Genomic DNA, 26,523 nt, shown 5'->3' with positions numbered 1-26,523 from the left:
TAAAGTTTTATTTAACCTGAATATTCTATGACTGATTGCTTCACTTTTCCGCCCAGCTGAACACCTACTTTTTTTAATTTCAAGTCTACTTTTGCAATGATCTTCTTAGTTGACTTTAATCGATCTACTATAGCATACGCCACTGTTTCGAGCAATTGCCGAGGTTCATCCATTTCTTCCTTACAAATCGCATAAATGTCTTCGTAATTAACTGTGTCATCTATATCTTCTGAATTCGTCAATTCACTTTTCAATTCCACAAATACATCTAGTAAGTATTTATTACCCATCTTCCTTTCCCCTTCATAGTATCCGTGAAAAGCATAAAATTCCATTTCTTCAAGTCCGATTCGTGTCATAATTATTAATTAGAAATCAAATTTAGGATTTTATTTAAAGTTTTTCCTAGTAGATAAAATTTGCAATCTGAAAAAAGGTGATATCATTAAGCCCACACATTTGACTCTACTAGCTGCAATAACCTTGAGATAATAAAAGCGATCAGGATATATTTTGTACGTAGTGCTACGTAATTATCCAACCAATGATCCGTAGCATTTGATTTTATGATTTTATAGTGATATATTTAGATTATATTAAATAACCCTGACAAGTGCTTAACCAAAAGACCCCAAAATAACCACTAGAAAGAGTCTTTCTATAGCCCTTGTTTTTTCCAAAACCCCATCATATGGAAAAAACATCAGACCGGGATGTATTATCATCCTTACAATCTAATGCCAATAGCGTTAGTTTCGAAGCAGCGAACGTTGCTCTAAACCCTCCTGCACTTCAACTTAAAGCCGAAAACTCAGAAAAAGAGGAAAATACGGTAGAACAACAAGTTCAACCCTTTCAATTTGCAGCTGAAGGTAGCGGACCTCCTAGTGATGACAGCTCCGGTTCCGAAGGAAATGATGAACCTTTCACTCCTAATAACACAGGACTTCCCACTCAACTAAAATCAGGGATAGAATCCTTATCAGGATATTCACTCGATGATGTTAATGTTCATTACAATTCAGACAAACCGGCACAGTTAAAGGCGCACGCATATGCACAAGGAACAGATATCCATCTTGCTTCAGGACAAGAAAAGCACCTTCCACACGAAGCTTGGCACGTAGTTCAGCAGAAGCAGGGAAGAGTTCAGCCTACCACTCAGAAAAAGGGAATCGGCGTAAATGATGATTCCAGCTTAGAAAAAGAAGCGGACGTAATGGGTGCGAAAGCAAGTGAATCTAAAACTAAATATTCAGCACGCTCTCTAACTCATACCAATCTAAAAACATCTAATTCTCTCTCTCAATTAAAGATTATCCAAAAGCAAGATTGGGATTTGACAGAATTCAATTCAAAACAGGATCAGAAAAAGTCAAAATTCAATTCTTTTGTTAAAGGTGCCTCTGACAAGATAGGCGGCAAAGCCGCAAAGAAATTTGGTTCAGTTAGTAGTAAAATTCAACAACTTAAAGATGGCCTTGAAACACAAGACCTTCGATTAATTGTTAATAGCCTTGAAAGTCTATTGAATCAATTTAATACAGGTTCACCTCCATACATCTATATTTCTCAGCGATTAGGTGAGTTTAGTGATGATCCAGAACAAGCTCTAGCTAATATGATTGAGCATCATAAAGTAAAAGCATCAACTGCTCCACCACCTAGCTCAGCTGCATCTAGTTCTTCTTCCACTAGTTCTAATCCCACAAGTGAATCCAAGTCAACTACAACAGTAGACAAAGGCAAAGATGTCAAAGAAGAAATTAATACTGGGGAGTCCTGGGAAGCTGATAAAATCAATGAAATGCGTTCTTACATAATTTCCGCAAAAGATGCTTATCAAAATGGTCAATATGAGGAGGCGCATTCACTATTATCTAGTCAAGATTATGCGGCAAACTTTGGATTTAACATTATAGGAATATCGCAAAGTGGTAGAAATTATATATGGTATAACTCATTACAGGAGCTAATCAATAAGTCAATGTCTAAAGTTATGAAGGCGATGGCATTTGAAAACAAAATAAAATTACCATTTGTAATTCCAATGAATATGCAAGAAGATGACGAAAATCGGAAATCTCAATTCTATGAAATTCCTGAACTAGCAAAACTGATAATACCTGTCTATTTAGAAGAATGGATGCATATGTTCCAAAGAAGACTACGAGAACATCATAAATTAGGGTCTCTATCTAGCCGAAAATCATTCTGGTCAGAAAATACTGCAACTTTTCAAGATCTAACGAAAAGTGATTATAAAGATGCACAAAGTGCAGATATTGCAATGAATTATAATGAAATTGATATTCTATCACAATTTCATGATTGGGGATTTCCAGTTTTTGAACTTGGTACAATAAAAGAACCCGGCAATAATTATTATAAAGGAAGAGAACAGTTCTGGAATTGGTTAAGCACAGATAATAAAGAAGATGAAGGGGAAATGGAAGGTGAACATTATCATACTACATCAACTGAAGATGATTCAGCATCTGAAATTATTCAAGAAAAATCTATCAACGCTCCAGGAACACCTCCTTTTCAACTAAAAGAAAAAAACAACACAGGACTTCCCACTCAACTAAAATCAGGGATAGAATCCTTATCAGGATATTCACTCGATGATGTTCATGTTCATTACAATTCAGACAAACCGGCACAGTTAAAGGCGCACGCATATGCACAAGGAACAGATATCCATCTTGCTTCAGGACAAGAAAAGCACCTTCCACACGAAGCTTGGCACGTAGTTCAGCAGAAGCAGGGAAGAGTAAAACCGACTGCACAGCTAAAAGCATATAACATTAATGACGATTCAGGATTAGAGAAGGAGGCGGATGTGATGGGTGCGAAGGCAATGCAGATGAAGACTATTAAAGAAACTACTCAATCACAAAAAACCTTTCAGAATAAGAATGTAAGTCAATTAAAGACTATACAGCTAAAATCTGAATCTGTTTCTATAACTGGCGTTACTCATTTAGTTAAACTAGATGAAGGAAGAACCTCATTATTTGAAGGCGAATATTCAACAGTTTTAAAAAGCGGGGACTTAGTAACTATTGATACTAGTAAGAAATTAAAATCAAGAAGAGGTCCAAATCAAGAAGATGATTCACTTCGAGATGAAGATCGAGATGGCGAACATATCTATAAATATTTTAAAGCCGAAAAGGTCAATGGTAAAGTTTTAGAGGATGATGACATGTATTTAAGAGATGAAACATTTCTAAAGTCAGACTCGGAAAATAATTATAATGCTGCCCATGACACACTAACAGAAAAATTGTCGGATTATAAAAATCTTAAGGTTAAAGTCAAAGAAATCATTAATAAAATCTCTTCTAATATATTTATATCAAATGCAGAAGAAGACCAAGGTGACTTGCAAGCAGAAGTGGATAAAGCGGGTCCTGCTATCAATGATATAAAAGGAAAGCTAGATGAAACAGATCCTAAAACGAGTGACGAAATTGACAGTAGTACTTCGTCTATTATTGATTTACTTAAGAACATTGCCGAAAATCTTGAAAAATATGCCTATTCAGCCAAGAATACTGGAGATACTGGACTTGGTATGAACATCATAAATATTGCACAAGAAACACATGCTTTATTTGTTAAAGAACAATCAGCTCGATCAGTACCCACTGGTATAGAGCATTCAACTGGTAAAGACTTGGCTGGAGATATTTTAGGAGCTGAAGATGTATATCAAACAACAGTTGGGCTTGCTGGAGGAATAGTAGGTGCACCTGGTGTACTTGCAACTGGATCTGTAGCTGCCTCAGTAACTACAGGGGTATCTTATTTCCTAGGTCCAGTGGGAATTTTATTTGGAGCAATAGGCGTTTTTTTAGGGATAAAAGCAATTTATAGAGGTTATAAAAGCGAAAAGGCTCTAGCCAATTTACTTCCAACTCTTGAAACAGAAAAAATTAAAACGATTGCTCGTTTTGCTAAAGAGAAGAAACGCAAAAAGAAACTGGGCGGTGCTATTACAGCCATTGCAGGAGGAGCTGCCATAGCAGGAGGTATTCTTGGGATTGTTGCTCTTTCTATTACTACATTAGGAATAGGTGCTGCAATATTAGGAATAGGTGCTGCACTCATCGGATTAGGAATAGTGATAGGGAAAATTGTCCAACACTTTAAAAAGAGAGCTGCGTGGAGGCATAAAATGGCAGATGCCGTAAAAGGAGCAGTAGGTCAGGGTGAAACAGGAGCATTCCCGCAACACCTTATGGATTTAGGGGCAGCTGCTATAGCTGCAAAAGATAACGATGCAGATGAAGGTGCAGCTAACAAGGCGCTGGAAGATGCTTGTGTAGAAATGGCCGAGTCAAGACGAGAACTACTATCGCAGGAAGCTGTTCATTTTTACTTTGATGGAAATCCTAAAGAAAAATACGAAGCATTGCTCGTTATTGAGGCCCTAAATATCACTAAAGAAAAAATTGAAAGAATAGAAAAGAGAAAAGGAAGAAAAGGAGCCGTTTCCTTGGTTTCGAAGAAAATGAAATCATGGTAATTACTACTTTGAGCTAAAAACTGTAAACCTCCAACACTCTTCCACTTGGACTTATACAGTAAGTGACAAGGGTTTCAGTTCAAGCCTGGAATCTCTACTTTTAGGAAGTTCTAACATTGGCCTACAAATAGATTTCCTAGGGCTAACCGTTCTGTTTATAAATTACTGGTGGAAGAAGATTTCCGCATCCTTAAAAAGAAACAAGACCTAATCTATATCTTTAGTAATAGATGCTTTAGACCATTAAGAATTCTAAAAAACTAGAGAGGCTACGACAGTTTATACTTCCGTAGCCTCTTTTTATCTTATTAATTCGAAGTTTATAAAATTTACCAACTACTTCCTCCACCTCCACCGAAGCCTCCACCACTGAATCCTCCTCCTGATGAAAATCCGCCACCAGAAGAAAACCCTCCGCCGCCAGATGTAAATGCCGGTTCTGGAAAACTTGTAAATACTTCTGTAACTTCTTTGACTTCAAAACCCTTTCTGAACACACCGAAATTTGGCCTGATTAAACTTCCCATATACATAGCTTCATACCAGAATGGAGCTGTATTCCGACTATAACTTTCATAAGTTTGAAGCCATTGGTCATCTAAGCCAAAAGCTACCGCATAAGGCAACATGTGACTAAAGTAGTTCTCATCTTCATCACTCAGTCTTTTTAAATCGTCTTCATGTCCATTTTCTAAGAAATCTGCAAGACCACGCAAGTGATCATGGACTTCTCGGCCATAAGCTGATAAAGGAGCTGTAAAAAAAGAAAATCCAAAGCACATCAAACCCAATAAACCTAACCCAATTCCGAAGATTAAATATCCTTGAAATACAGCTAACAGGAATCCGGACACAATCATTAATGTCGTAATAACTGGCCATCTCCAGGTCTTAAACAACCAAACATAACTGGCATCATAATATCCAGCTGCTTCTATTTCCTTGGTTAATGCTTTTTTGACTTTCATGTAATGCATACCAAATTTGTGCTTAGCATTCGAAAACAAAATAGAATCTGAACCAGCAAAAATGGCGTAGTAAAAATCTTGCTCATACTTAGGAAAATCAGCAGGCAGATCTTTAAGCTTGAATAATTCCATATCCCCGTCTTCGAGACCTCTCACTTTTATAAAACCTTCTGTCGCCCAATATGGAATTAGAGAAATCACATCTCTATCCTGAACTTTGTGGTCTATAAAGGCTCCTACATGTGCAGATGTCAGTCCTTTAGGCGGATAAAATTTCTGCTCTACAGGTCCTTCTTTGATATGAACCTTTCTGCGGTTACGCCACCATTGCCATATAAATCCGAACAACACCAAGGGAATTGCCAGATACCAAGGCTTATTCTTTGTCTTATCAATGCCGTAACTCTGAAAACTTTCTACATTTGGTAAATCGTTAAAATAGCCGAGAGGCAACCTTATTGCAATTGTTAACCCTTCATTTGCATTTAGCTTTCTAGGTAAAAATCCTGAGATTTCCCTTCCTCTGATATTGAAAACAGCACCAGCATCTGTTGAACCCGTTTCTCCAGTGAAAAGCTTGACATCATCTGATGAAAGACTCACATCTTTTGGTAACTCCACTCTAAAACTGACATTGTTTAACTCGGTGTCCCAAGAATTCCCGGTAAGATTCCAGTATATTTCTTGATGTTCAGCATATTCCACAATGGCATCTTCCACCGTATAACCAATATCATATTTCTGTGCACCACTTATGTAAACATCAGGATCACCTATTCTAATCCTCAAATTTCCACTCTCTTTAGTGATTCGCTTCTGATGCCCAGTCACTGATATTCTTGAAATGGGTGTCGTGTATTTCTTTTTATCATGCTTATAGATATACGGAATCGTCCTTATAATTCCTCGGCTTTGCTTTACAAAATTAGCATCAATGACCTCATTTACGCTCATCGCTCCATCTTCCGTCGCTTGAATATCTATCCGAAAACTATCGATAAAGTAGGTCTGGGCACTGACTCCTGTTGTAAAGAATAAGAAAAGTATTAGTTGTAAAAGCTGTTTCATTTTATTTTTATTTGTCGATATTACTAATGAACTTCTGTTCAATAAGATTCCATTAAGATAACTTTATCGATAAAGTTATCTCTTACTTCGATAACAATAAAATAAATGAGACTGTATTCGCCTAGGTAAAAATGATTTCAGAAATTATATTATGGAGTCAACTTCCTTAGTTTCTATAAATGTTGCGTGTTTGCTAGGCTGAATCAGATCTTCCCCGCGCTTAGAATAAACATAAGTGAAGTTCGCACCGAACAGAAGAATAATACTCGAATAATAAACCCATGTTAAAAACAACACCAAAGATCCTGCTGCACCATAGGCCGATCCCACATCAGAAAAACTTAAGTATATACCAAGTAAGTATTTCCCTAAGATAAATAACATGGCAGTGAAAAGACCACCGATTCTTACCTGTTTCCACTTTATTTCCGCATCCGGCAAAAATTTAAAAATAAGCGCAAACAAGAACGTCGTTATGAGCAGACTGATGGTAAAGTTGATCGTCTGAACAAAAACCATCCCCACATCTGAAAGAAGGTTAGAGAAGAAATTTTCAATTATCAGGACCAGGCTATCTACGACCAGTGTCACTAGCATTAAAAATCCTAAACTCACCACCATTGCAAAACTTAGGACTCTATTAACGATATACTTTATAATGGAAGATTCCGGCTTCGGTTTCAAGTTCCAGATATTGTTAAGCGCATTTTGAAGAGAAATAAAGACAGTTGTCGCACTAAAAATCAAGGTACTAATCCCGATCGTTTTCGCCCACCAAGTCTTTCCTAGATCACCTGCATTTTCCAGAATCATGTCGACCGTTTCCACGCTCGAAGGACCCATAAATCGGTTGAGTTGCTCTAGCAATTTTGCTTGTGCATTATCTGCTTGATAAGCCGTACCAAGCACTAATGATAATAGAAGCGTAATCGCTGGCAAGGAAACAAGAGTATAAAAAGCGATCGATGCACCATAAGTCATTGGGTCTTTTGTGAAGAAGCTTTGCCCAGTTTCTCGTAATAACATAAATGTTCTCTTAATTCTTGTTGCCATATCTTTTTATTACTTTACTTCTTTTATAATCCATTTGTTCTATTTTTCACTTATCAAAATGATCAATAATGAAGAATTTCTTAATCATCCTACTTTACTTTTCCTTTCAGTTGATATCATCTGCTCAGACGCAAGAATATTATCAGCTTAAGATTTTTCAATTTCAGGATGCGACTGAAATGGAAATGACGGACCAATTTTTAAGTGAAGTCTATATGCCCATGCTCAAAAAGAAAGGTTTTAAGAATATTGGTGTTTTCAAAAACAGTATAACGGAGAAAGATTCTATTCTGAAAACATACGTTTTAGTCCCGTCAAATGACATAATGTCCATCTATAACTCAGAACAAGAAATCTTAGATGCCTACCCAGATGAAAAGCACTATAATAGAGTTAATACCATTTTCTTAAAAGCTTTCAGCCATATGCCAATGTTAAAGCCAAGTCCATTGGATGGGCCTAGAAATGAACGAATCTATGAGTTACGAAGTTATGAGTCCGTCACGGAGAAATCCTATAAAAATAAGGTGGAAATGTTCAATGAAGGGGGCGAAGTAAAACTCTTCGTTGAGTTGGGTTTTAATGCGGTCTTCTACGCCGAAGTTATTGCTGGAGATGCGATGCCGAATCTAATGTACATGACTACACATCAAAATCAGGAAAGTAGAGATCAAAACTGGAAAGCTTTTGTGGATTCTCCAGTCTGGAATACATTAAAAGCAATGCCGAAATATCAGAAAAACGTATCTCACATTGATATCCACTTTCTTCATCCGACGGAATATTCAGATTATTAATCGGATTTTTTTCTTTTAGGTCAATGTTATTTAAGTCATTCAAGGAAAAGTATTTCGGATATAATTTTCTCAGCTTGGGATTTGCATTTTATGCGGATAAGCATTAAATTTAGAATATTAATTAACCTTTAAAAAAAAGCCAAAACCAAGTATTCTGTAAACACCCACTTATAGGATTCCGAAAAGACAACTTAAGTACAATTTACTCGTTTTTGTCCTGACCCCAAGAAATGGATAAAATACACGACTTTGTTGCTCAACCCAAAGCCTTTGGGAAAGCAAATGCTAATGAGAACATTAGTGCAGAAAATGCTGATGACAGAGTTAGCATGTCTCCTCCTACTTTCCAGTTAAGAGCCACCCCGGAAAATCCAGAAACGGAGGAAAAAGAGGAAAAAGTTTCCCCAGAACCAGCTTATCAATTAGCTGCTGAAGGAAGTGAACCACCTGCTGATGCTTCATCATCACCTCCTAACGAAGATAGTTCTCCATCCAAACCCAACAATACAGGACTACCAAATCAACTCAAATCAGGAATCGAAAATCTATCAGGTTTTTCATTAGATGATGTCAATGTTCATTACAACTCTTCGAAACCAGCCCAATTACAAGCACATGCCTATACACAAGGAACAGACATCCATGTTGCTGCAGGTCAAGAAAAACACTTACCTCATGAAGCATGGCATGTGGTACAACAGAAACAAGGCAGGGTTCAAGCGACTACTCAGATGAAGGGCATCGGTGTGAATGATGACGCTGGATTAGAGAAAGAGGCGGATGTGATGGGAGCGAAAGCGATGGAGATGAAGAATATTTCATCAAATCCCCTTAAAAATAAAAATTCTTTTTCATCCGATTCCTTTCAACCAATTCAGAGACGGATAGGGTTTGAAATTGAAACTGGGATTCCTGTATCATTACAAGACCCAAACCCACCAAATAACTATATGAACATTGGTAATAATTGGCTTGAAGCTCCATTTCCAGGCGGTAAATTAATGGTAGATCATTTACCTGGTCATGCAAATATTCCAAATGAACCATACAACGACTGGAGTATTATCGAGTTTGTTACAGATCCAATTGCGGACAATTTGTCAAATAATAATTTCAGAAACGTTGCAACAGGATGGGTTACAGACTTACAGAATTTAAGTGTTTATGCTCAAGCTAATCATGGCCCTATTCAAAATGCCCCAAATGTTGGACCTCCTGGTAGTGGCTTGAATATAAACATAGGGCAAATTCCTGGAGGTGTACCAATTCCTGCAAATTATTGGGATAGAGTTGGCCCTCAATCAACAATGGGAGTTAAATTGAAAAACATAGGAAACATTTTTCAAAATGAAACAGTTGCTACTGGTTATCTCGGTCATGTTAGGCATGATAGAGTAAGCCATGGCACACATCAAGCTCAACCAACTGCAAATTTGATTATGACAGATATACATGCTGCATACCCAAAAAGAGTACATACAATAAGGCAGGGTTACCAGGACTTAAAGGGATTGATTGTACTAATTTGTAATTATATTTTAGCTGGTAGTGTAAATCAAGGACGCGGAGGTTATAGGAAAAATCATACTTCCGTAATGTATAAATCGAAACTTTCATCTGTAAGAAATAATATCATTAATAAATCTTACCCAGCTTTTATACTAGACGATTCAAATGCAAAAAGAACTGCTGTTAGAAATATAATATTAAATCGATGTAATAGAACTGCTGCTGATGAAGTATTTCAAGGAATTACCTATAATAACAATAATATTCTCTCAGGTCATTGGATTGATTCTATATTAAATGGTGCTACAGATTGGGTGTTTGAAGCAATGAAAAACCCGTGGAGCGCAGAAATAGCTCCTGAAGACGTAAAAGGGTCAAGTGGTTTTGTAATGGAAATGCGTGATTCTGGTGATTTCAATATGTCCAATTTGGGTTTAAATGGATTAAATGACACAAACACCCTTGTAGATTACTTGGCTAGAATTTATATGAAAAACAAAGAATGGCGAAACAGATAAATTAAAAACTTTCTCCTTATCATTGCATAGACAAATAAAAAGAGAATCATGAGCCACAATGATACTAACAATTCAGATGTGAAAATATCCAGCCGAACCGACCACTACGAAGGTCACGACTACTATAACATTGACGAATTACTAACTGAAGATCACCTGCTAGCCAGAGATGCTGTTCGCGCATGGGTCAAACAAGAAGTTTCTCCCATCATCGAGCATTATTCTAATAAAGCAGCATGCCCTACACATCTTTTCAAGGGCCTTGCTGAAATAGGAGCTTTCGGCCCATCTATTCCTGCTAAATATGGCGGAGGAGGAATGGACGAAATCGCTTATGGCATCATCATGCAAGAACTAGAAAGAGGTGATTCGGGTGTAAGATCCATGGCATCTGTTCAAGGATCATTAGTGATGTTTCCGATCTACCGTTTCGGATCTGAAGAGCAACGCATGAAATATCTTCCGAAATTAGGAAGTGGAGAATTCATCGGCTGTTTCGGATTAACTGAACCTGATCATGGTTCTGATCCAAGTTCTATGGTTACTAATATCAAAGATGACGGAGATGCCTACATTCTTAATGGTGCCAAAATGTGGATCACAAATTCACCACTTGCGGATATCGCTGTGGTTTGGGCAAAAGACGAAGAAGGTATTATTAGAGGCTTAATCGTTGAAAAAGATATGCCCGGATTCTCTGCTCCAGAAATTCATGGAAAATGGTCATTGCGAGCATCTATCACTGGAGAATTGGTTTTCGATAATGTACGAGTACCGAAAGCTAATGTCCTTCCGAATGTAAAAGGTCTAAAAGGGCCACTTTCTTGCCTATCCAAAGCAAGGTATGGAATTGCATGGGGTGCTATCGGTGCAGCATTAGATTGTTATGATTCCGCTTTGAGGTATTCGAAAGAAAGAGTTCAATTCGGAAAACCAATTGGCGGATTCCAATTGACACAAAAGAAATTGGCTGAAATGATTACCGAAATCACTAAGGCTCAATTGCTAGCTTGGCGTTTAGGCAATTTAGCCAATAATGAAAAAGCAACACCTGCACAGATTTCAATGGCGAAGCGAAACAACGTCCATATGGCATTAGAAATCGCTAGAGAAGCCAGACAAATTCATGGTGGAATGGGAATTACTAATGAATATCCTGTTATGCGTCATATGATGAACTTGGAAACGGTACTCACTTATGAAGGTACACACGATATTCACTTACTGATAACGGGAATGGATGTTACTGGATTAAATGCATTTAGCTAATAAGATAAGTGAGTCCCTTACTTAATGATGGATCGATGAACCCGAAATACAATATTTTTAATTAAGATTAAACCATCAAGGTCTAGCTATATATTATTATTCAAATTTTGTATGGATCACCGGGCCATATGGAAACTTGATTCCAAATCACTTGGTCAAAGGGAAATTAATTTCAGATCGCTGGATAATAAGACAGAAGCAAAAAATCGATTATTTTGAAACAAATATTATCGTTAATGAATTCTTAAAGACATGTCAGAAGCAACTTTTTGAAGTTTCTAACGCTTTTATTATATGGAATCCTTAAATTGTCGATCTATAGAAACTTTTTTTATGAAAATTTTGACGGGAATTAGTTTTATATTTTGCCTTTTAGTCGGTTTTTCGGCTCAAGCACAAGAAGAAGTTATATATCTTAAGAATCCTTCTTTCGAGGGTTTACCAAGAGCAGGTGGTGCCGCATATTCTGGTATTTCAGCTGCAGGTTGGATCGATTGCGGACCATTTATGTTCCCTTCCGAAACGCCTCCTGATATTCACCCTGGAAATTTCTTTAGAGTTCAGAAACCAGCACAAGATGGTAAAACATACATTGGACTTGTTGCAAGAGAAAATGAAACTTGGGAATCTGTAAGTCAGTTGCTTTCTGCACCTTTAAAAGAAGGTCAATGTTATTCTATAAATCTTTTCCTTTCAAGGTCCGACAATTATGTTAATAAGCAAACGAATGATTCTTCAGATGAAGTAAAAAGTCAAGGAAATCCTTTAGTTCTTAGAATATATGGTGGGCTTAGACCGTGCGAGAAGAAACAGATTCTTGCTGAATCTCAATTAATTTCGCATACCGATTGGAGAAACTATGAATTCGAATTCGAAGCGAGCGATAACATTTACTATTTAACGTTAGAAGCATTCTATAAGACGCCAGTTCTCCTTCCATATAATGGTAACTTACTTATCGATAATATATCTGAAATTAAGCGAATTCCATGTCCGAATGAAGAACCTTTCGAAGTTGCAGAAACTCCTGTCAAACCGAAACCAAAGGTAGTTACTCCTAAGCCGAATCCAAAAGATGTCGTAGAACCGGAAGTAGCTAAGAATGACGTTCCAGAAGAAATTGTACCACGACCTAAGAAGCAAAAAATCATCACGCAAGAATTAAACAGTGAAACCATCGCCAAAGGGCAAACGATACAAATTAATAAGCTCTATTTCGCCGCCGACAGTTCGTCTATAAACAAGGATTCTTACAGCGCATTGAATGAAGTTTATGATTTCTTAGAAGAAAACCCCAATATTAGAATTGAAATTGGTGGCCATACAAATGGTATACCGCCATCTGCCTACTGCGATAAATTGTCAACCGAGAGAGCGAAGGAAATTGCTGAGTATATTATTAGAAAAGGGATAAGGCCAAGTCGACTTGAATATAAAGGTTATGGAAAACGCAAACCGATCGCCTCGAACGATACCAAAGAAGGACGTAAAAGAAATCAAAGAGTAGAGATTACTATTCTTAATGTGAATTGAGTCTTTTGTTCTAAGTCTTGAGTCCTAAGTCCTAAGTCCTAAGTCTTGAGTCTTGAGTCTGTTGTATCGACAATATAGGTTAAAACAGGACCTTGGATTTTAGTCCGAGAAAGAAAAAGAGTTTTCTGTTTCTAGTTTCTTGTTTTTTACTTCCTAAACAACAATCAAAATCGACTACTAAACTCCCACAGGACCTTGGATTTTAGTCCGAGAAAAAAAGAGTGAGATCGTAGATCGAGTGAATTAGAATTTGCTTCCTTAGCCATTAGTCTTGAGACATAAAACTCTTGACTTTTTTCAAATAATCTCTTCCACTTCAAATCCTAATTTTTTCAAATCTTCCCAATACGCTGGATAGGATTTCGAAACGACATCTGGTTCATTAACGATAATAGGAAACAACATCGCTAAAGGCCCGAATGCCATCGCCATCCTGTGATCTTTATAAGTATCAAAATCAGGCATCTGATCAGGAGAAGCTGCTTTTCCTTCTACCATATAAAACTCTTTCTTACTTACCTTGGCAAATTTAGGAGGCATCAAAGTAAAATAAACACCTACTTTCCCCAACTCTTTCTGTAAGGCAGCAATTCTATCCGTTTCTTTAATTTTCAATGTTTTTAAGCCAGAGAAGACTCCAGGTTTTCCAGTTCCAGCACAAGCTACTGCAACACTTTGCGCGATATCTGGTGCAAGTAAAAAATCATGATCAACCAGTTGCTTTTCTGCACCATCTTTTTTCAAATGAACTTGATTTCCTGAAAATTCAGAAGAAATCCCAAAAGCTTCCATAATTTCAGCAATGGATGAATCTCCTTGCAAGCTTTCTTCATTCAATCCTTCAAGTACGAGATCCACTTTGTCAGAAAATGCAGCCATAATATAATAGTAAGAAGCTGCTGACCAATCCGCCTCTATGGTAATATCCTTTGCCTTATATGGTTGAGGTTCTACCGTAATAACTTGACCTTCCCATGTATGCTTTACTCCGAAATATTCCATCATTTTCAAGGTCATTTCTAGATAAGGTCTAGAAACTAAGTCACCTACTAGTGTTATCTCTAACCCTTTAGGCAATGAAGGAGCGATCAATAAAAGCGAAGAAATAAATTGGCTAGAGATTCCGGCAGATACTTCTACCTTATGATTATAATCGTCCGGGTTTATCTCTCCGATTTTCAAAGGTGGGTAACCATCATTCTTAAGATACTCAATTTCTGCACCTACTTTTCGAAGTGCATCCACTAAAGGTCCGATAGGCCGCTCTTGCATTCTAATGCTTCCGGTCAAGGTCTGTTTTCCACTCTGCAGGCACAAGTAAGAACACAAGAATCTAAAAGTGGTACCGGCATGATGTGCATCTAATACGTCATCACTAGAATCTAATAACGTCTGCATTCCTACTACATCATCTGCAGTGGCACAATGATTTATCTGAAAGTCATCCGTACACAACGCTCTAATAATCAGCGCCCTATTACTTAAACTCTTCGATCCATCTAAAGAAATCGTTCCTTCGATGCTTCTGTTTGCCTTTGCTACCTTGAATTGCTTCATCATCAACCGTGTTATATGAATCGGCGAAAATAAGAAAGTTATTGGGCTTCGTCTGCATTTAGGCGCTCTGATTCTTTATCGTAGGCAATGATAATTTGCTTAACCAACCGGTGTCGAACCACATCATCTGCTGTCATGAATATCTTTCCGATACCATCTATAGGCGATAATATATCCAATGCTGTAATCAATCCTGATTTCATTCTCCTTGGTAAATCCACCTGTGACAAATCACCAGTTATAATACACTTAGCAGATGGCCCTAGTCGTGTCAGAAACATTTTCAACTGCATCGTTGTCGTATTCTGCGCTTCATCTAAAATAATAAATGCATTATCTAGTGTTCGCCCTCTCATGTATGCTAATGGAGCAATTTCAATAGTCCCATTCTGCATGAAAAAAGCAAGTTTTTCAGGCGGCAACATATCTTCTAGTGCATCATATAATGGACGTAAATACGGATCGATTTTTTCTTTCAGATCACCTGGCAAGAATCCTAAGCTTTCCCCTGCTTCTACAGCTGGACGAGTAAGGATGATCTTCTTTACCAATTTGTTCTTCAAGGCTTTTACAGCAAGTGCAACAGCGGTATAAGTCTTCCCAGTACCAGCTGGACCTATCGCAAAAATGATGTCATTCGTTTCCGAAAGATTCACCATTTTTTTCTGATTCTTGGTCTTCGCTTTTATCGGCTTGCCATTTCTACCATGGACAATGGTTGTATTTCCATTCCCATTCCCTAACTTATATTCCAGTGGATTATCACCTCCTAATAAATCTTGTAAAGTATGTGTCGTTAATTCCTTGTCTTCCTTAATCAACTTCACCATCATTTCCACCTTAGATTTAGCTTGATTAGCCTTGTGTGTATCACCGCTAATTTTGAGATTGCTACCCCTAGACGTGATGGTTAACTCTGGAAATGCGTTTTTTAATAAATTTAACTTGGAATTTCTATGCCCGTAAAGGTCTAAGGGATCTACTCCCTCGATGGTTAGAATAATTTCGCTCAAATTTTTATCTCCTAATTTTAATGTGTGAGTATTAAAGCGAGTTCGATTATTTTTTAAGTCTTCAGACCAATTACAAATAGTCGATCTCAGGTTATTATAACAACAAAAAACGAAAAAGATTTCAATAAGATAAATTTATCTAGAAAATTAACCTGCATTTCATTTTTAACATATTATGATTTATTTTAATATTATAATATCTTTGTCTAAATTGTTAACATGGCTATTGTTAGTATCATATCAGATTTCGGAACGAAAGATCACTACGTTGCGGTGCTTAAGGCTTGTTTGCTTAGGCGCAATGAGGCTGTTAATATTATCGATATCACTCATGAAATATTACCATTCGATATTGTTCAAGGTGCCTTCATCTTAAAAAATGCTTGGAATCAATTTCCAAAAGGTACCGTTCACATCGCTGCTATCAATCTTTTTTTCGCGGAAAGGAATGAATTTATCGCATTTGAAAGAGATGGGCATTACTTTGTCGGTCCTAATAATGGAATTTTTACTTTAATCTTCGATGATCTTTACGCAAGTGAAATCGTCCAAGTTCCTTACGACCCAGAAGAAAATTATCCTTTGCAAAACGCTCTAGCTAATGCAGCTTGCAAGTTGGTCAGCGATCCAGACTTAGATATGGTAGGAACTTCTCTATTGACATTAGAAAAGAAAATTTCAGTTGCTCCAGTTGTCAATGAATCTCAGATTAGAGCCACAGTTGTTCATATCGATGATTACGGAAACGTTATTGTCAATGTTCAAAAAGAGTTTTTCGAGAAAGTAATGCGAGATCGAGCATTCGGAATTTATTTTAAACCGAATGATCCTATTCGAGAAATTAGCATAGAATACAGTGATGTCCCAGTAGGTGATGTTCTTTGCTTCTTTAATTCAGCAAGTTATCTAGAAATTGCAATCAATAAAGGAAGTGCTGCCTCTTTGCTCGGCCTAAAAAAGGATGAAGCTATTCAAATCGATTTTTATGATTAATCGAATTGTTAGGTTAAGTTTTCACCCTGATAAAAAAGCAGATTTTATACAAGTTTTCGAAAAACATCAACAAGCAATGCCCCTATTGTTTCCTAGCTGTAAAAGTCTAAGGCTTCTTGAAGATCTTCATCACAATGATGTGTTCTTCACTTACAGTACATGGGATTCTGAAGATGTTTTAGAGGACTATCGCGCTTCAGCGTATTTTAAAGAAATCTGGGGAACAGTAAAGCCGTGGTTTAATGAGAGGGCGCAGGCGTGGAGCCTTGGAGAAATTCCAGTTTAGTTTTTTGCTTTTAGTTTTTAGTTTTTAGGAAAAAATGCTTCCCCATTTAGATTCCCGTAAAATCGATCTTATTTATTATTGGAAGTAAGTCAATCATTCTCAAATCAGGAATCAATTATCCAATCCACCTAGAAACTATATTTTTATAATTTATTCACACAAATCGTAATTCTAAAATCGCAAATCGTAAACCTCCCATCGTAAATCTTATTTTCCTACCTTTGCGACTCATTAGAAACGAGTAAGAATTATGCCCACCATCAAATGCGATAATTATAATGTTCATATCAATGACGACTGGAACAATTTTGGGGAATTCATAGGTTCCAGAGAATATTCTAAAATAGGAGTTCTCGTTGATGAAAACACCAAGTTGCATTGCTTACCGAAGTTCTTAGCAGGTGTTAAAGAATTAGAATATGTCCTCATCGAAATCACATCGGGGGAACAACAAAAAAACCTTGAAACTTGTCAGCATATCTGGAATACCATGCTGGACAATGGATTCGACAGGCACTCCTTATTGATCAATCTTGGTGGAGGAGTTATTGGTGATATGGGCGGATTCTGTGCCTGTACTTTTATGCGTGGCATGGATTTCATCCAAGTGCCTACTACCCTACTTTCACAAGTGGACGCCTCTGTCGGAGGTAAACTCGGGATCGATTTCCAAGACTATAAAAATTTGATCGGTGTCATCCAGAATCCGATTATGGTGTGGATAGATGACCATTTTCTAGAAACACTCGAATCTCGCCAAATCAGAAGTGGATATGCTGAAATAATAAAACATGCATTGATTCAAGATGCTGAGATGTGGGAAGAAATAAAGGAAATAACTAATCTTGAAAACATCGAATGGGGACCTATCATCGAGCGATCCGTGAAAATCAAACGAGATGTTGTTGTTCAAGATCAGCGTGAAGGTGGCTTAAGAAAAATTCTAAATTTTGGTCATACACTTGGCCACGCAATTGAATCAGAGAACTTGCATCAGCCAGATTTCTTACTCCATGGAGAGGCTATAGGAATCGGTATGATAACTGAAGCTTATATCTCTAAAGAACTGCTCGATCTTTGCGAAGAAGAATACATTGACATAAAAAATTATATACTTTCCATCTATCCGCACTATCCGAATCACTTAGTGAATGAAAAAAATATTCTAGAAAAATTGTTAAAAGATAAAAAGAACAGACGAGGATTGGTAAACTTTTCGTTATTGAAGAAGTTAGGAGAATGCACTTTTGATGTTAAACCTAACGAATCTACTATCATCAAATCTCTGGAGGATTACAAAACACTATAATATTATAGATATTTGTAATATATTTGCAATTAATTTTCTTGAAGTTAACTTATTTTTTCTATGTCAGAGAAAGGACCTAAAAAACAATTTCGTGCCTACGTCTTTTGGATGTGGTTATTAGCAATATCTGGCTTACTCGCTGTTGTAGCCCTGTTTGCACTTGTTTCTTATTCTGATTTACCAGAAATAGACGAACTCGAAAATCCGAAATTTGAATACGCAACTTTAGTTTACACCAGTGATAAAAAGGAACTTGGTCGATATTTCAAATACAATAGAGACTGGGTAACCTATGATGAATTAAATCCTAACATCATTAATGCATTAGTGGCTACAGAAGATATTCGCTTCTTCAGCCACAACGGGATCGATCCGCGAAGCTTTGCCAGAGCTGTGTTATATCTCGGTAAAAATGGAGGTGGAAGTACCATCACTCAACAATTAGCAAAACTATTTTTTACTAATTATTCAAGAAATTTCATAAAACGGGTTTACCAGAAATTACAAGAATGGATTATTTCTTTAGAACTTGAAAAGAGATATACTAAAGAGGAAATACTTGCCATGTATCTTAATAAATTCGAATTCATTTATGATTCTTACGGAATCAGTGCCGCTGCGAATACCTACTTCGGAAAAGATCAGAGCGAGTTAGAACCAGATGAAGCGGCGGTGTTAGTTGGTATGCTTAACAATCCAGTTTACTACAACCCAAAAATGCATCCTGACCGAGCTCAGCGAAAGAAAGTATTTGTCCTGAGCAGAATGAAGAAAGCGGGTTTTCTAAGTGCCGAAAACTACGATATAGAAAAAGCGAAGCCGATAGACCTTTCTAATTTTAAAAGACAAGAAGATTCTAAAGGCCTTGCCCCCCATTTTAGAGGTGAACTTACTAAATGGCTTAAAACAACATTAAGTCAACCAAGATATCAGAAACCAGGAGGAGGAAGTTATAACATCTACTTAGATGGACTTAAAGTATATACCACGATTGATTCGAAAATGCAAACTTACGCCGAGGCTGCCGCAAAGGATCACATGAAATCGTTACAGGAGAAATATTTCAAAGTTTGGGCAGGCAAAGATCCATGGACTTATGATGCCGACAGCAATCAGAAAAGAATCAGAAGAGAGTCACTGAATAGTTTGGTTCGAAATTCTGAGCGATTCAGATTGCTTAAAGAAAAGTACATGAATCAGATCTATGCTGAGATTGTAGAGGATTTTTCTGATGCTCGATTAAGAGATGCTGATGTGCTAAGAATGTTAAAGGCAGGTAGTGAAAAAGGATATTTAGCGACGTTAATGGATCGAGAAATTATAACGAAGAACCAGGCGGCTACTTATAATAAAATTATGAAATCTAAACATTGGCCTACTTTGAAAAGCCAATGGAGCAAGTTACAAGCACAAGCCAAAACTGACTTTAATAAAAAGTCAAACATGAAGGTCTTCGCTTATAACGCTGTCGGCGAAACGGATACCATTATGACTCCGATGGATTCGATAAAATACCATCAGATGCACATGCAAATTGGTATGCTCGCAGTAGATCCTGAATCAGGAGAAGTTAAAGCATGGGTCGGAGGTTCAGATCATAATTACTTCCAGTTTGACCACATTAATTCTAATCGTCAAGTTGGATCTACTTTTAAGCCATTTATCTATGGAACAGCTATTTTCCAGCAAGGAATGTCTCCTTGTTGGAAAGTGAAAGATGTCCAGTATAGTATTGCGCCAGGTGATAGTAAGTTTGGGCTATTGAAAAAATGGGAACCTAGCAATGCCAATGGAAAATTTTCAGGTGAAAATCTCACTTTATACGAAGGATTAAAGCAATCGAAAAACTCAGTTTCCGTATGGTTAATGAAGGAATTAGGCAATGTCGATGTAGTTAGAAACTTAGCATCTAATATGGGTGTACCGATAGATAAAATTCCAAGATCTCCTTCCATATGTCTAGGTGCTGCTGAATTATCCTTAATGGATATGACCGGCGCCTACACTACATTTGCGAATAATGGCGTATATAACAAACCGATCTTTGTAACTAAGATCGAAGATAAAAACGGACGTCTCATCTACAATGCTGTACCTGAACAACAGACTGCATTGCCTGAATCTTATAATTATGTGATGGTTGATATGCTCCGCTATGCTGCTTCCTTTATCCAAGGAAAATACAATTTCGAATCAGAAGTTGGTGGAAAGACAGGAACTACTAATAACTACGTTGATGGATGGTTTATGGGAATCACACCTGATCTTGTGGTAGGTACTTGGGTCGGTGGCGAAAACCCATGGATTCGATTTAGGAGCCTAGCTAATGGGCAAGGTGGAGTCATGGCTCGACCTGTATTCGTTGACTTTCTTCAGAAACTCGAAGCAGATCCAACAGTCGACTACGACAAGACGAAAAAATTCAAGAAGCCTGAAGGCGGCTTAAGCATAGAAATCGATTGCAAGGTTTATGACGAAATCGTACGTCAAAGCCAGAATGATGAAAAATTGAATCAATTCGAAGAAGGAGAATTCGAGGAAGAAGAATTCTAATGTTAATAATTTCTAGATTTTAAACACAAACAAGGAAATAGTTTGCTCCAATTGTCTGAATGAACTTCTGGTGACAACTTAAACTTGTCGACTCAGGGGTATCAATTATCCATTTTTATATTTATTTTCAATGAGTAGACTTAAGTTTAAATTAAAATAACTGCTATGAGCATTCCAGGCAAAATTGTCAACAGGAAGATTGGCCTTGTTAATTCGAAAAATGTTAACGAACAAAATCCTGTCCAATTTCAAAAAGCTACCCTTTTGAAATTGCTCAATACAGCGAAGAAAACGGAAATTGGTAAATATTATCACTTCGATAAAATTACTTCTTTTGATGAATTTCAAAATGCAGTTCCCATTCACGATTACAATAAAATGTACGATGAATGGTGGCATAAATCTTTAGCAGGAGAACAGAATATTGCATGGCCAGGAACGGTCCCATTCTTCGCACTCAGTTCTGGAACTTCAGGAGCACCAAGCAAGTACATACCCGTAACTAAAGATATGCAGAAGGCGATGCGCCAGTCCTCTTTGGGAATTCTTGCATCCGTGAATAAATTCAAAATGCCCATCTCTAAGCTGGTGAAACAGTGGCTTATGATCGGTGGAAGTGCTTCGTTAACGAAGTACAACAACAGTCTCGTCGGAGACCTCAGCGGTATCAATGGAAGAAAGCCTCCATTATGGATCAGAAGATTCAAGAAACCAGAACTAGCGACAACCATGCTTCCTACCTGGGAAGAAAGAGCAGAAATGATTGTTAAGAATGCAGAAAAATGGAACATTAGCGTTGTTTCTGGAATTCCATCTTGGGTCCAATTAATACTGGAAAAAATAGTAGACCACTATCAGATCGAAAACATAAGAGAATTATGGCCTGACCTTTCCCTATTTGTAACAGGTGGAATCAACCTCGAACCCTACAAAGAAAATTTAGAAAATATCATTGGTGGTTCGATGATGTATATCGACACGTACTTGGCATCAGAAGGTTTTTTCGCATTTCAGAATTGTCCAGAAAGGGATGATATGAGCCTACTATTTAATGCTGGGATATTTTATGAATTCATACCATTTAACGACGATAATTTTGACGAAGTCGGCATGGTGAAAGAAGGCACCAAAGCTTACACTATAGATGAAGTAGAAGAAGATATAGATTATGCAATGGTTATTTCTACATGCGCTGGTGCATGGCGATACCTAATAGGTGACAATGTGAAGTTTACGGATAAAACCTTAGGTAAAATTAAGATTACCGGAAGGACGCAACATTTCTTAAGCGTCTGTGGAGAGCATTTATCTGTAGAAAACATGAATGATGCGGTCTGCAATGTCAAGGAAAAATTAGATTTAGACTTGCGAGAATTCTCAGTGGGTGTTATTCCGAAAAATAATCATTTTGCCCACGAATGGTTTATTGGCTCCGATGCGACGATCGATAATGAAATGGTCGCACGGAATTTAGATAAGGAGTTGAAGCGATTAAATGATGATTACCAAGCAGAACGAGGCGCGATGTTACAACCACCTATCGTTCATATCATCCCGAATGATTGGTTCTATGAATGGACTAAGCTCAGAGGTAAAATGAACGGACAAAGTAAAGTATCCCGAGTTGTAAAAGGCAGCAATCAAGCTGAATGGCAGAAATTCGTGGAATCTAAACGGACCGCTCTTTTAATATAAATCACAAGACTGAATGAATATAATCCTCCAAGGACTATTACTAGGATTAAGTCTTAGCATCTTACTCGGGCCTGTCATTTTCCTATTTATCGATTCAACTATGGAAAATGGTTTCAAGGCTGGCCTTTCGGTTGCTTTCGGTGTATGGTGTAGTGATTTCTTATATATACTTTGCGCTATTTTCGGGTTTTCTTTATTGGTCAATGTTTTAAAGACGCCTTTGTTTCAGATGAGCGTAGGGATTATAGGCGGTCTAATCTTAGTTGGGATTGGAATTCATACTTTTATAAAAACTACTGCCTTACAACGTACAACTGAGAAATTGTTAATTAGGTCTCCTTGGAAACTATGGCTAAAAGGTTTTATGGTCAATTTATTTAATCCATTCTGCGCGTTGATTTGGTTCGGTTCTATTTCGACAATGATGGCACAAGAAATTTCTAGGCTTGATCTCACTTATTTTGTATCAGCTGTTCTGGGAATGCTTATCATTACAGATATCTTCAAAATATTACTAGCTGACAAGTTGGTCAATTTCATCTCCTCTGGAAAACAATTAATTCTTAAGAAGGCTTCTGGTCTAATCATCGCATTCCTTGGTATCTTGCTTGTGATTAGAGTATTGGTTTAATAAAATGTATATAGATGCTAAGCTTTATGCTGCCAACCGGGAGATCTTTTGGAATATCCGGAGTGATGACTTAAATTGGAACTGAAAAAGTTAACAATGGATATCCCTGATAAAAATTTAAAATTTCCTTTACCACATTATGACCGACTTTGCTTCTTGAAAAACGTCGTCAAAAATCCGAATATTATTATTGGCGATTATACCTATTATGACGATTTTGAGCATGTAGAAAATTTTGAAAAAAACGTAAAGTATCACTTCGATTTCACTGGCGACCAACTAATCATTGGAAAGTTTTGCATGATTGCATCAGATGTTACCTTCATTATGAATGGAGCCAATCATCTAAGTGATGCGATAACCTCCTACCCTTTTGCCATATTCGGAAAAGACTGGAGCAATGCAATGGAAGGAAAGACATATCCTACGAAGGGAAACACAACGGTAGGCAATGACGTGTGGATCGGATATGCTGCTACCATTATGCCTGGAGTTACGATAGGCGACGGTGCTATTATAGGGTCTAAATCAGTAGTAACGAAGGATGTAGCTCCTTATGAAATAGTAGGAGGTAATCCAGCTAAGCTAATACGGAAGCGATTTTCAGATGAAGAGATCCATAGACTTTTGAATTTAAAATGGTGGGACTGGCCAATTGAAAAAATAACTAAAAATGTTCAAAAGCTAACTGGGAAAAATCTAGAAGACATATCTTAAGAACTAGCATTCTCCTAGATAGAACTTCTTAAGAAGATGAATTTACTAGCCCTTTGCAGAGATCAAAATATGTAAAATCTAAATCCTAAAAATTTATCAAATAAATAAAGATAATTTTGTCTTTAATTTGATATAATTAAAACTTTTTCTATTACCTTGTGAAGGTAGATGGGTACTACCTTTTAATTAAAATAGAAATTTTTCATCCCTATTGAATTACCGGAATATCTTTCGTGCGCTATTTTTTCTTTGCATTGCTTGTATCACTACCCAATGTAATCATCAAGATATTCAGCCTACTGAAAAGAAGTCAGAGAAAGCTGCAAAGAAACGAAAGTTGCGTGCCTTAAATGTCCATTACCCGTTACCACAGACTGCAGCGGCACCTCGCGACAATCCACAGAGCATCGAAAAAGTAGAATTGGGCAGATTGTTATTTTATGATCCGATATTATCGGGAGACCTAGACGTTGCTTGTGCGACTTGCCATCATCCTAATAATGGATATGCAGAATACCGAGATTTATCTATCGGTGTAAATGGATCAGGCTTTGGAATTAATAGAACTTTTAATTCTCCTAACACGATTCCGTTTGTGAAACGAAATGCGCATACGATATTGAATACCGCATTCAATGGTTTGAATATAACAAACAATTACGATCCTGAAAATGCACCTATGTTTTGGGATAATCGAGTAAAAAGTTTAGAAGCTCAAGCCATAGAACCTATCCTTGCATTTGAAGAAATGAGAGGAACGAAATATGATGAGGAAGAGATCATTATTGAAGTGATTTCTAGACTGAAAAAGAATAAAACTTATGCTACGATATTCAAGCAAGTTTTCAGAGATGAAGAATCCATCACTAGGGAAAATATAGGTAAAGCACTTGCAGCTTTTGAAAGAACTTTGGTTACAACGAATTCTAGGTTTGATCAATTTATGCGCGGTGACAAGGATGCCATTTCGCTTTCTGAAAAAGAAGGTTTCGAGATTTTCAAAGAAGTTGGTTGTGGTAATTGCCATAACGGCGCTATGTTTTCAGATTTCAAATCTCATGTTCTTGGTGTTCCAGAAAATTTAAAATTGAGTGAATTTGATAAGGGAATAGAAGAGCGATATGCATTTAGAACTCCAAGTCTTAGGAACTTAAGATTTACTGCCCCTTATATGCATAACGGAATTTTCAATACGCTTGAAGAGGTGCTTGAATTTTATGAAGATATTGCAGATGGGAAAGAACGGCATGAAGAAATCAAAGCTAGCCATTATGATGAGTTCGTGAATGAATTACAGTTGACCAGCCGTGAAATCAATCCCATCATTTCATTTCTAAATTGTCTCAACGATGATGATTTTGATAAAAAAATACCTGAGTCAGTACCGAGTGGGTTACCAGTGGGTGGAGATATAGGACGCTAAGTAATTGAGTCTATATGTTTCCTATCTACGTCCTTGCGAAATCTGCGGAATACTTTTTGCCCTTCTCAGCAAACTAATGATCTGATGGTCTGACCTCCAGTTCAGGCTATCAAGATCATCGATTTCGTGATAACTTTTCATAGAAATCAAAAAACATTCATAGCCTCACTTTATGTGAGACCATGAGTTTTTCTTACTAACCACTATCCACTAACACCGAAACATTCAGCTTCGCAGTCCTAGACATCCCTTCAAGTTCTCCCCGCTGGCTACTCGCTAAAGCAAGACAGGTCCGAGTCTAAATATTTCCTATCTGCGTACTTTGCGAAATCTGCGGGATACTTTTGCCCTTTTCAGCAAACTAATGATCTGATGGTCTGACCTCCAGTTCAGGCTATCAAGATCATCGATTTCGTGATAACTTTTCATAGAAATCAAAAAACATTCATAGCCTCACTTTATGTGAGACCATGAGTTTTTTCACTATCAACTATCCACTAACACCGAAACATTCAGCTTCGCAGTCCTAGACATCCCTTCAAGTTCTCCCCGCTGGCTACTCGCTAAAGCAAGACAGGTCCAAGTCTAAATATTTCCTATCTGCGTCATTTGCGAAATCTACGGCAAACTTTTTTGCCCTTCTCAGCAAACCAATGATCTGATGGTCTGACCTCCAGATCAGGCTATCAAGATCATGGATTTAGTGATAACTTTTCATAGAAATCAAAAAACATTCATAGCCTCACTTTATGTGAGACCATGAGTTTTTCTCACTAACCACTATCCACTAACACCGAAACATTCAGCTTCGCAGTCCTAGACATCCCTTCAAGTTCTCCCCGCTGGCTACTCGCTAAAGCAAGACAGGTCCAAGTCTAAATATTTCCTATCTGCGTCCTTTGCGAAATCTGCGGGATACTCCTGTTTTTAGCTTTAATCCAAAAAAAGCTCTTCGAAATTAATCGAAAAGCTTCTTAGTATTGGTGCCCGGAAAGGGAGTCGAACCCTCACGCCCATACGGACACATGGCCCTCAACCATGCCTGTCTACCAATTCCAGCACCCGGGCCTAAATCGTCTGCAAATATATTCTAT

General features: G+C 37.4%; 18 protein-coding genes and 1 tRNA gene. 13 read left to right on the top strand and 6 right to left on the bottom strand.

Features of this window, described 5'->3' with window-relative positions; translation table 11 throughout:
* Positions 1–11: 11 nt before the first annotated feature.
* Positions 12–359, bottom strand: coding sequence for a dihydroneopterin aldolase (gene folB, locus L2586_RS00605; RefSeq protein WP_235290815.1), 348 nt, complete (start codon positions 357–359; stop codon positions 12–14).
* 332 nt (positions 360–691) lie between these two features.
* Here folB and L2586_RS00600 point away from each other — a divergent pair, with 332 nt between their 5' ends.
* A complete protein-coding gene (locus L2586_RS00600) occupies positions 692–4,537 on the top strand; it encodes an eCIS core domain-containing protein (protein WP_235290814.1) in 3,846 nt (1,281 codons plus the stop codon).
* Positions 4,538–4,866: 329 nt separating this feature from the next.
* On the opposite strand, the gene L2586_RS00595 is transcribed toward L2586_RS00600, so the two are convergent.
* Entirely contained in the window at positions 4,867–6,573 is a 1,707-nt protein-coding gene (locus L2586_RS00595) for a DUF2207 domain-containing protein (RefSeq protein WP_235290813.1), read from the bottom strand.
* Positions 6,574–6,717: 144 nt separating this feature from the next.
* Positions 6,718–7,626, bottom strand: a complete 909-nt coding sequence (locus tag L2586_RS00590; RefSeq protein WP_235290812.1) for a YihY/virulence factor BrkB family protein — start codon at positions 7,624–7,626, stop codon at positions 6,718–6,720.
* A gap of 68 nt (positions 7,627–7,694) precedes the next feature.
* Between L2586_RS00590 and L2586_RS00585 the strand changes: the two genes are divergently transcribed.
* The 4 genes from L2586_RS00585 to L2586_RS00570 all read left to right on the top strand — a co-directional run bounded on the left by L2586_RS00585 (position 7,695) and on the right by L2586_RS00570 (position 13,252).
* The gene (locus L2586_RS00585) at positions 7,695–8,423 is read left to right on the top strand and encodes an NIPSNAP family protein (protein ID WP_235290811.1); all 729 of its coding nucleotides are present in this window, start codon (positions 7,695–7,697) and stop codon (positions 8,421–8,423) included.
* A 230-nt stretch (positions 8,424–8,653) separates the two neighbouring features.
* On the top strand, positions 8,654–10,450 hold the full coding sequence (locus L2586_RS00580; protein WP_235290810.1) for an eCIS core domain-containing protein: 1,797 nt from the start codon (positions 8,654–8,656) through the stop codon (positions 10,448–10,450).
* 48 nt (positions 10,451–10,498) lie between these two features.
* On the top strand, positions 10,499–11,719 hold the full coding sequence (locus L2586_RS00575; protein WP_235290809.1) for an acyl-CoA dehydrogenase family protein: 1,221 nt from the start codon (positions 10,499–10,501) through the stop codon (positions 11,717–11,719).
* 333 nt (positions 11,720–12,052) lie between these two features.
* Positions 12,053–13,252, top strand: a complete 1,200-nt coding sequence (locus L2586_RS00570; protein ID WP_235290808.1) for an OmpA family protein — start codon at positions 12,053–12,055, stop codon at positions 13,250–13,252.
* 297 nt (positions 13,253–13,549) lie between these two features.
* Here the strand turns inward: L2586_RS00570 and L2586_RS00565 are convergent, their stop codons facing one another.
* Positions 13,550–14,809 carry a 3-phosphoshikimate 1-carboxyvinyltransferase gene (locus L2586_RS00565; protein ID WP_235290807.1) on the bottom strand — a complete coding sequence of 420 codons (1,260 nt, stop codon included), beginning with the start codon at positions 14,807–14,809 and terminating at the stop codon, positions 13,550–13,552.
* Positions 14,810–14,847: 38 nt separating this feature from the next.
* Complete coding sequence (locus L2586_RS00560) at positions 14,848–15,822, bottom strand: PhoH family protein (protein WP_235290806.1); 975 nt, start codon at positions 15,820–15,822, stop codon at positions 14,848–14,850.
* A gap of 219 nt (positions 15,823–16,041) precedes the next feature.
* Between L2586_RS00560 and L2586_RS00555 the strand changes: the two genes are divergently transcribed.
* From L2586_RS00555 to L2586_RS00520, 8 genes are all read left to right on the top strand, one after another.
* Positions 16,042–16,815 (top strand): SAM hydrolase/SAM-dependent halogenase family protein, encoded by a 774-nt coding sequence (locus tag L2586_RS00555; RefSeq protein WP_235290805.1) that lies wholly within the window; start codon positions 16,042–16,044, stop codon positions 16,813–16,815.
* Complete coding sequence (locus L2586_RS00550) at positions 16,808–17,101, top strand: putative quinol monooxygenase (protein WP_235290804.1); 294 nt, start codon at positions 16,808–16,810, stop codon at positions 17,099–17,101. Before L2586_RS00555 ends, L2586_RS00550 begins: the two co-directional genes overlap by 8 nt.
* 250 nt (positions 17,102–17,351) lie before the next feature.
* A complete protein-coding gene (aroB, locus tag L2586_RS00545) occupies positions 17,352–18,410 on the top strand; it encodes a 3-dehydroquinate synthase (protein ID WP_235290803.1) in 1,059 nt (352 codons plus the stop codon).
* 60 nt (positions 18,411–18,470) lie between these two features.
* Entirely contained in the window at positions 18,471–20,963 is a 2,493-nt protein-coding gene (locus tag L2586_RS00540) for a transglycosylase domain-containing protein (RefSeq protein WP_235290802.1), read from the top strand.
* A 165-nt stretch (positions 20,964–21,128) separates the two neighbouring features.
* Positions 21,129–22,658: a GH3 family domain-containing protein gene (locus tag L2586_RS00535; RefSeq protein WP_235290801.1), complete on the top strand. Its 1,530-nt coding sequence runs from the start codon at positions 21,129–21,131 to the stop codon at positions 22,656–22,658.
* 13 nt (positions 22,659–22,671) lie between these two features.
* Positions 22,672–23,289: a LysE family translocator gene (locus L2586_RS00530; protein WP_235290800.1), complete on the top strand. Its 618-nt coding sequence runs from the start codon at positions 22,672–22,674 to the stop codon at positions 23,287–23,289.
* 96 nt (positions 23,290–23,385) lie between these two features.
* The gene (locus L2586_RS00525) at positions 23,386–24,006 is read left to right on the top strand and encodes a CatB-related O-acetyltransferase (protein WP_235290799.1); all 621 of its coding nucleotides are present in this window, start codon (positions 23,386–23,388) and stop codon (positions 24,004–24,006) included.
* Between the two features lie 211 nt (positions 24,007–24,217).
* Positions 24,218–25,429: a cytochrome-c peroxidase gene (locus tag L2586_RS00520; RefSeq protein ID WP_235290798.1), complete on the top strand. Its 1,212-nt coding sequence runs from the start codon at positions 24,218–24,220 to the stop codon at positions 25,427–25,429.
* Between the two features lie 981 nt (positions 25,430–26,410).
* Here the strand turns inward: L2586_RS00520 and L2586_RS00515 are convergent.
* Positions 26,411–26,497 (bottom strand) — tRNA-Leu (locus L2586_RS00515).
* Between the last annotated feature and the right edge of the window lie 26 nt (positions 26,498–26,523).

The organism is Portibacter lacus (genome assembly GCF_021533215.1).
Lineage (GTDB): Bacteria > Bacteroidota > Bacteroidia > Chitinophagales > Saprospiraceae > Portibacter > Portibacter lacus.
This window is presented reverse-complemented; position numbering and strand designations above follow the sequence as displayed.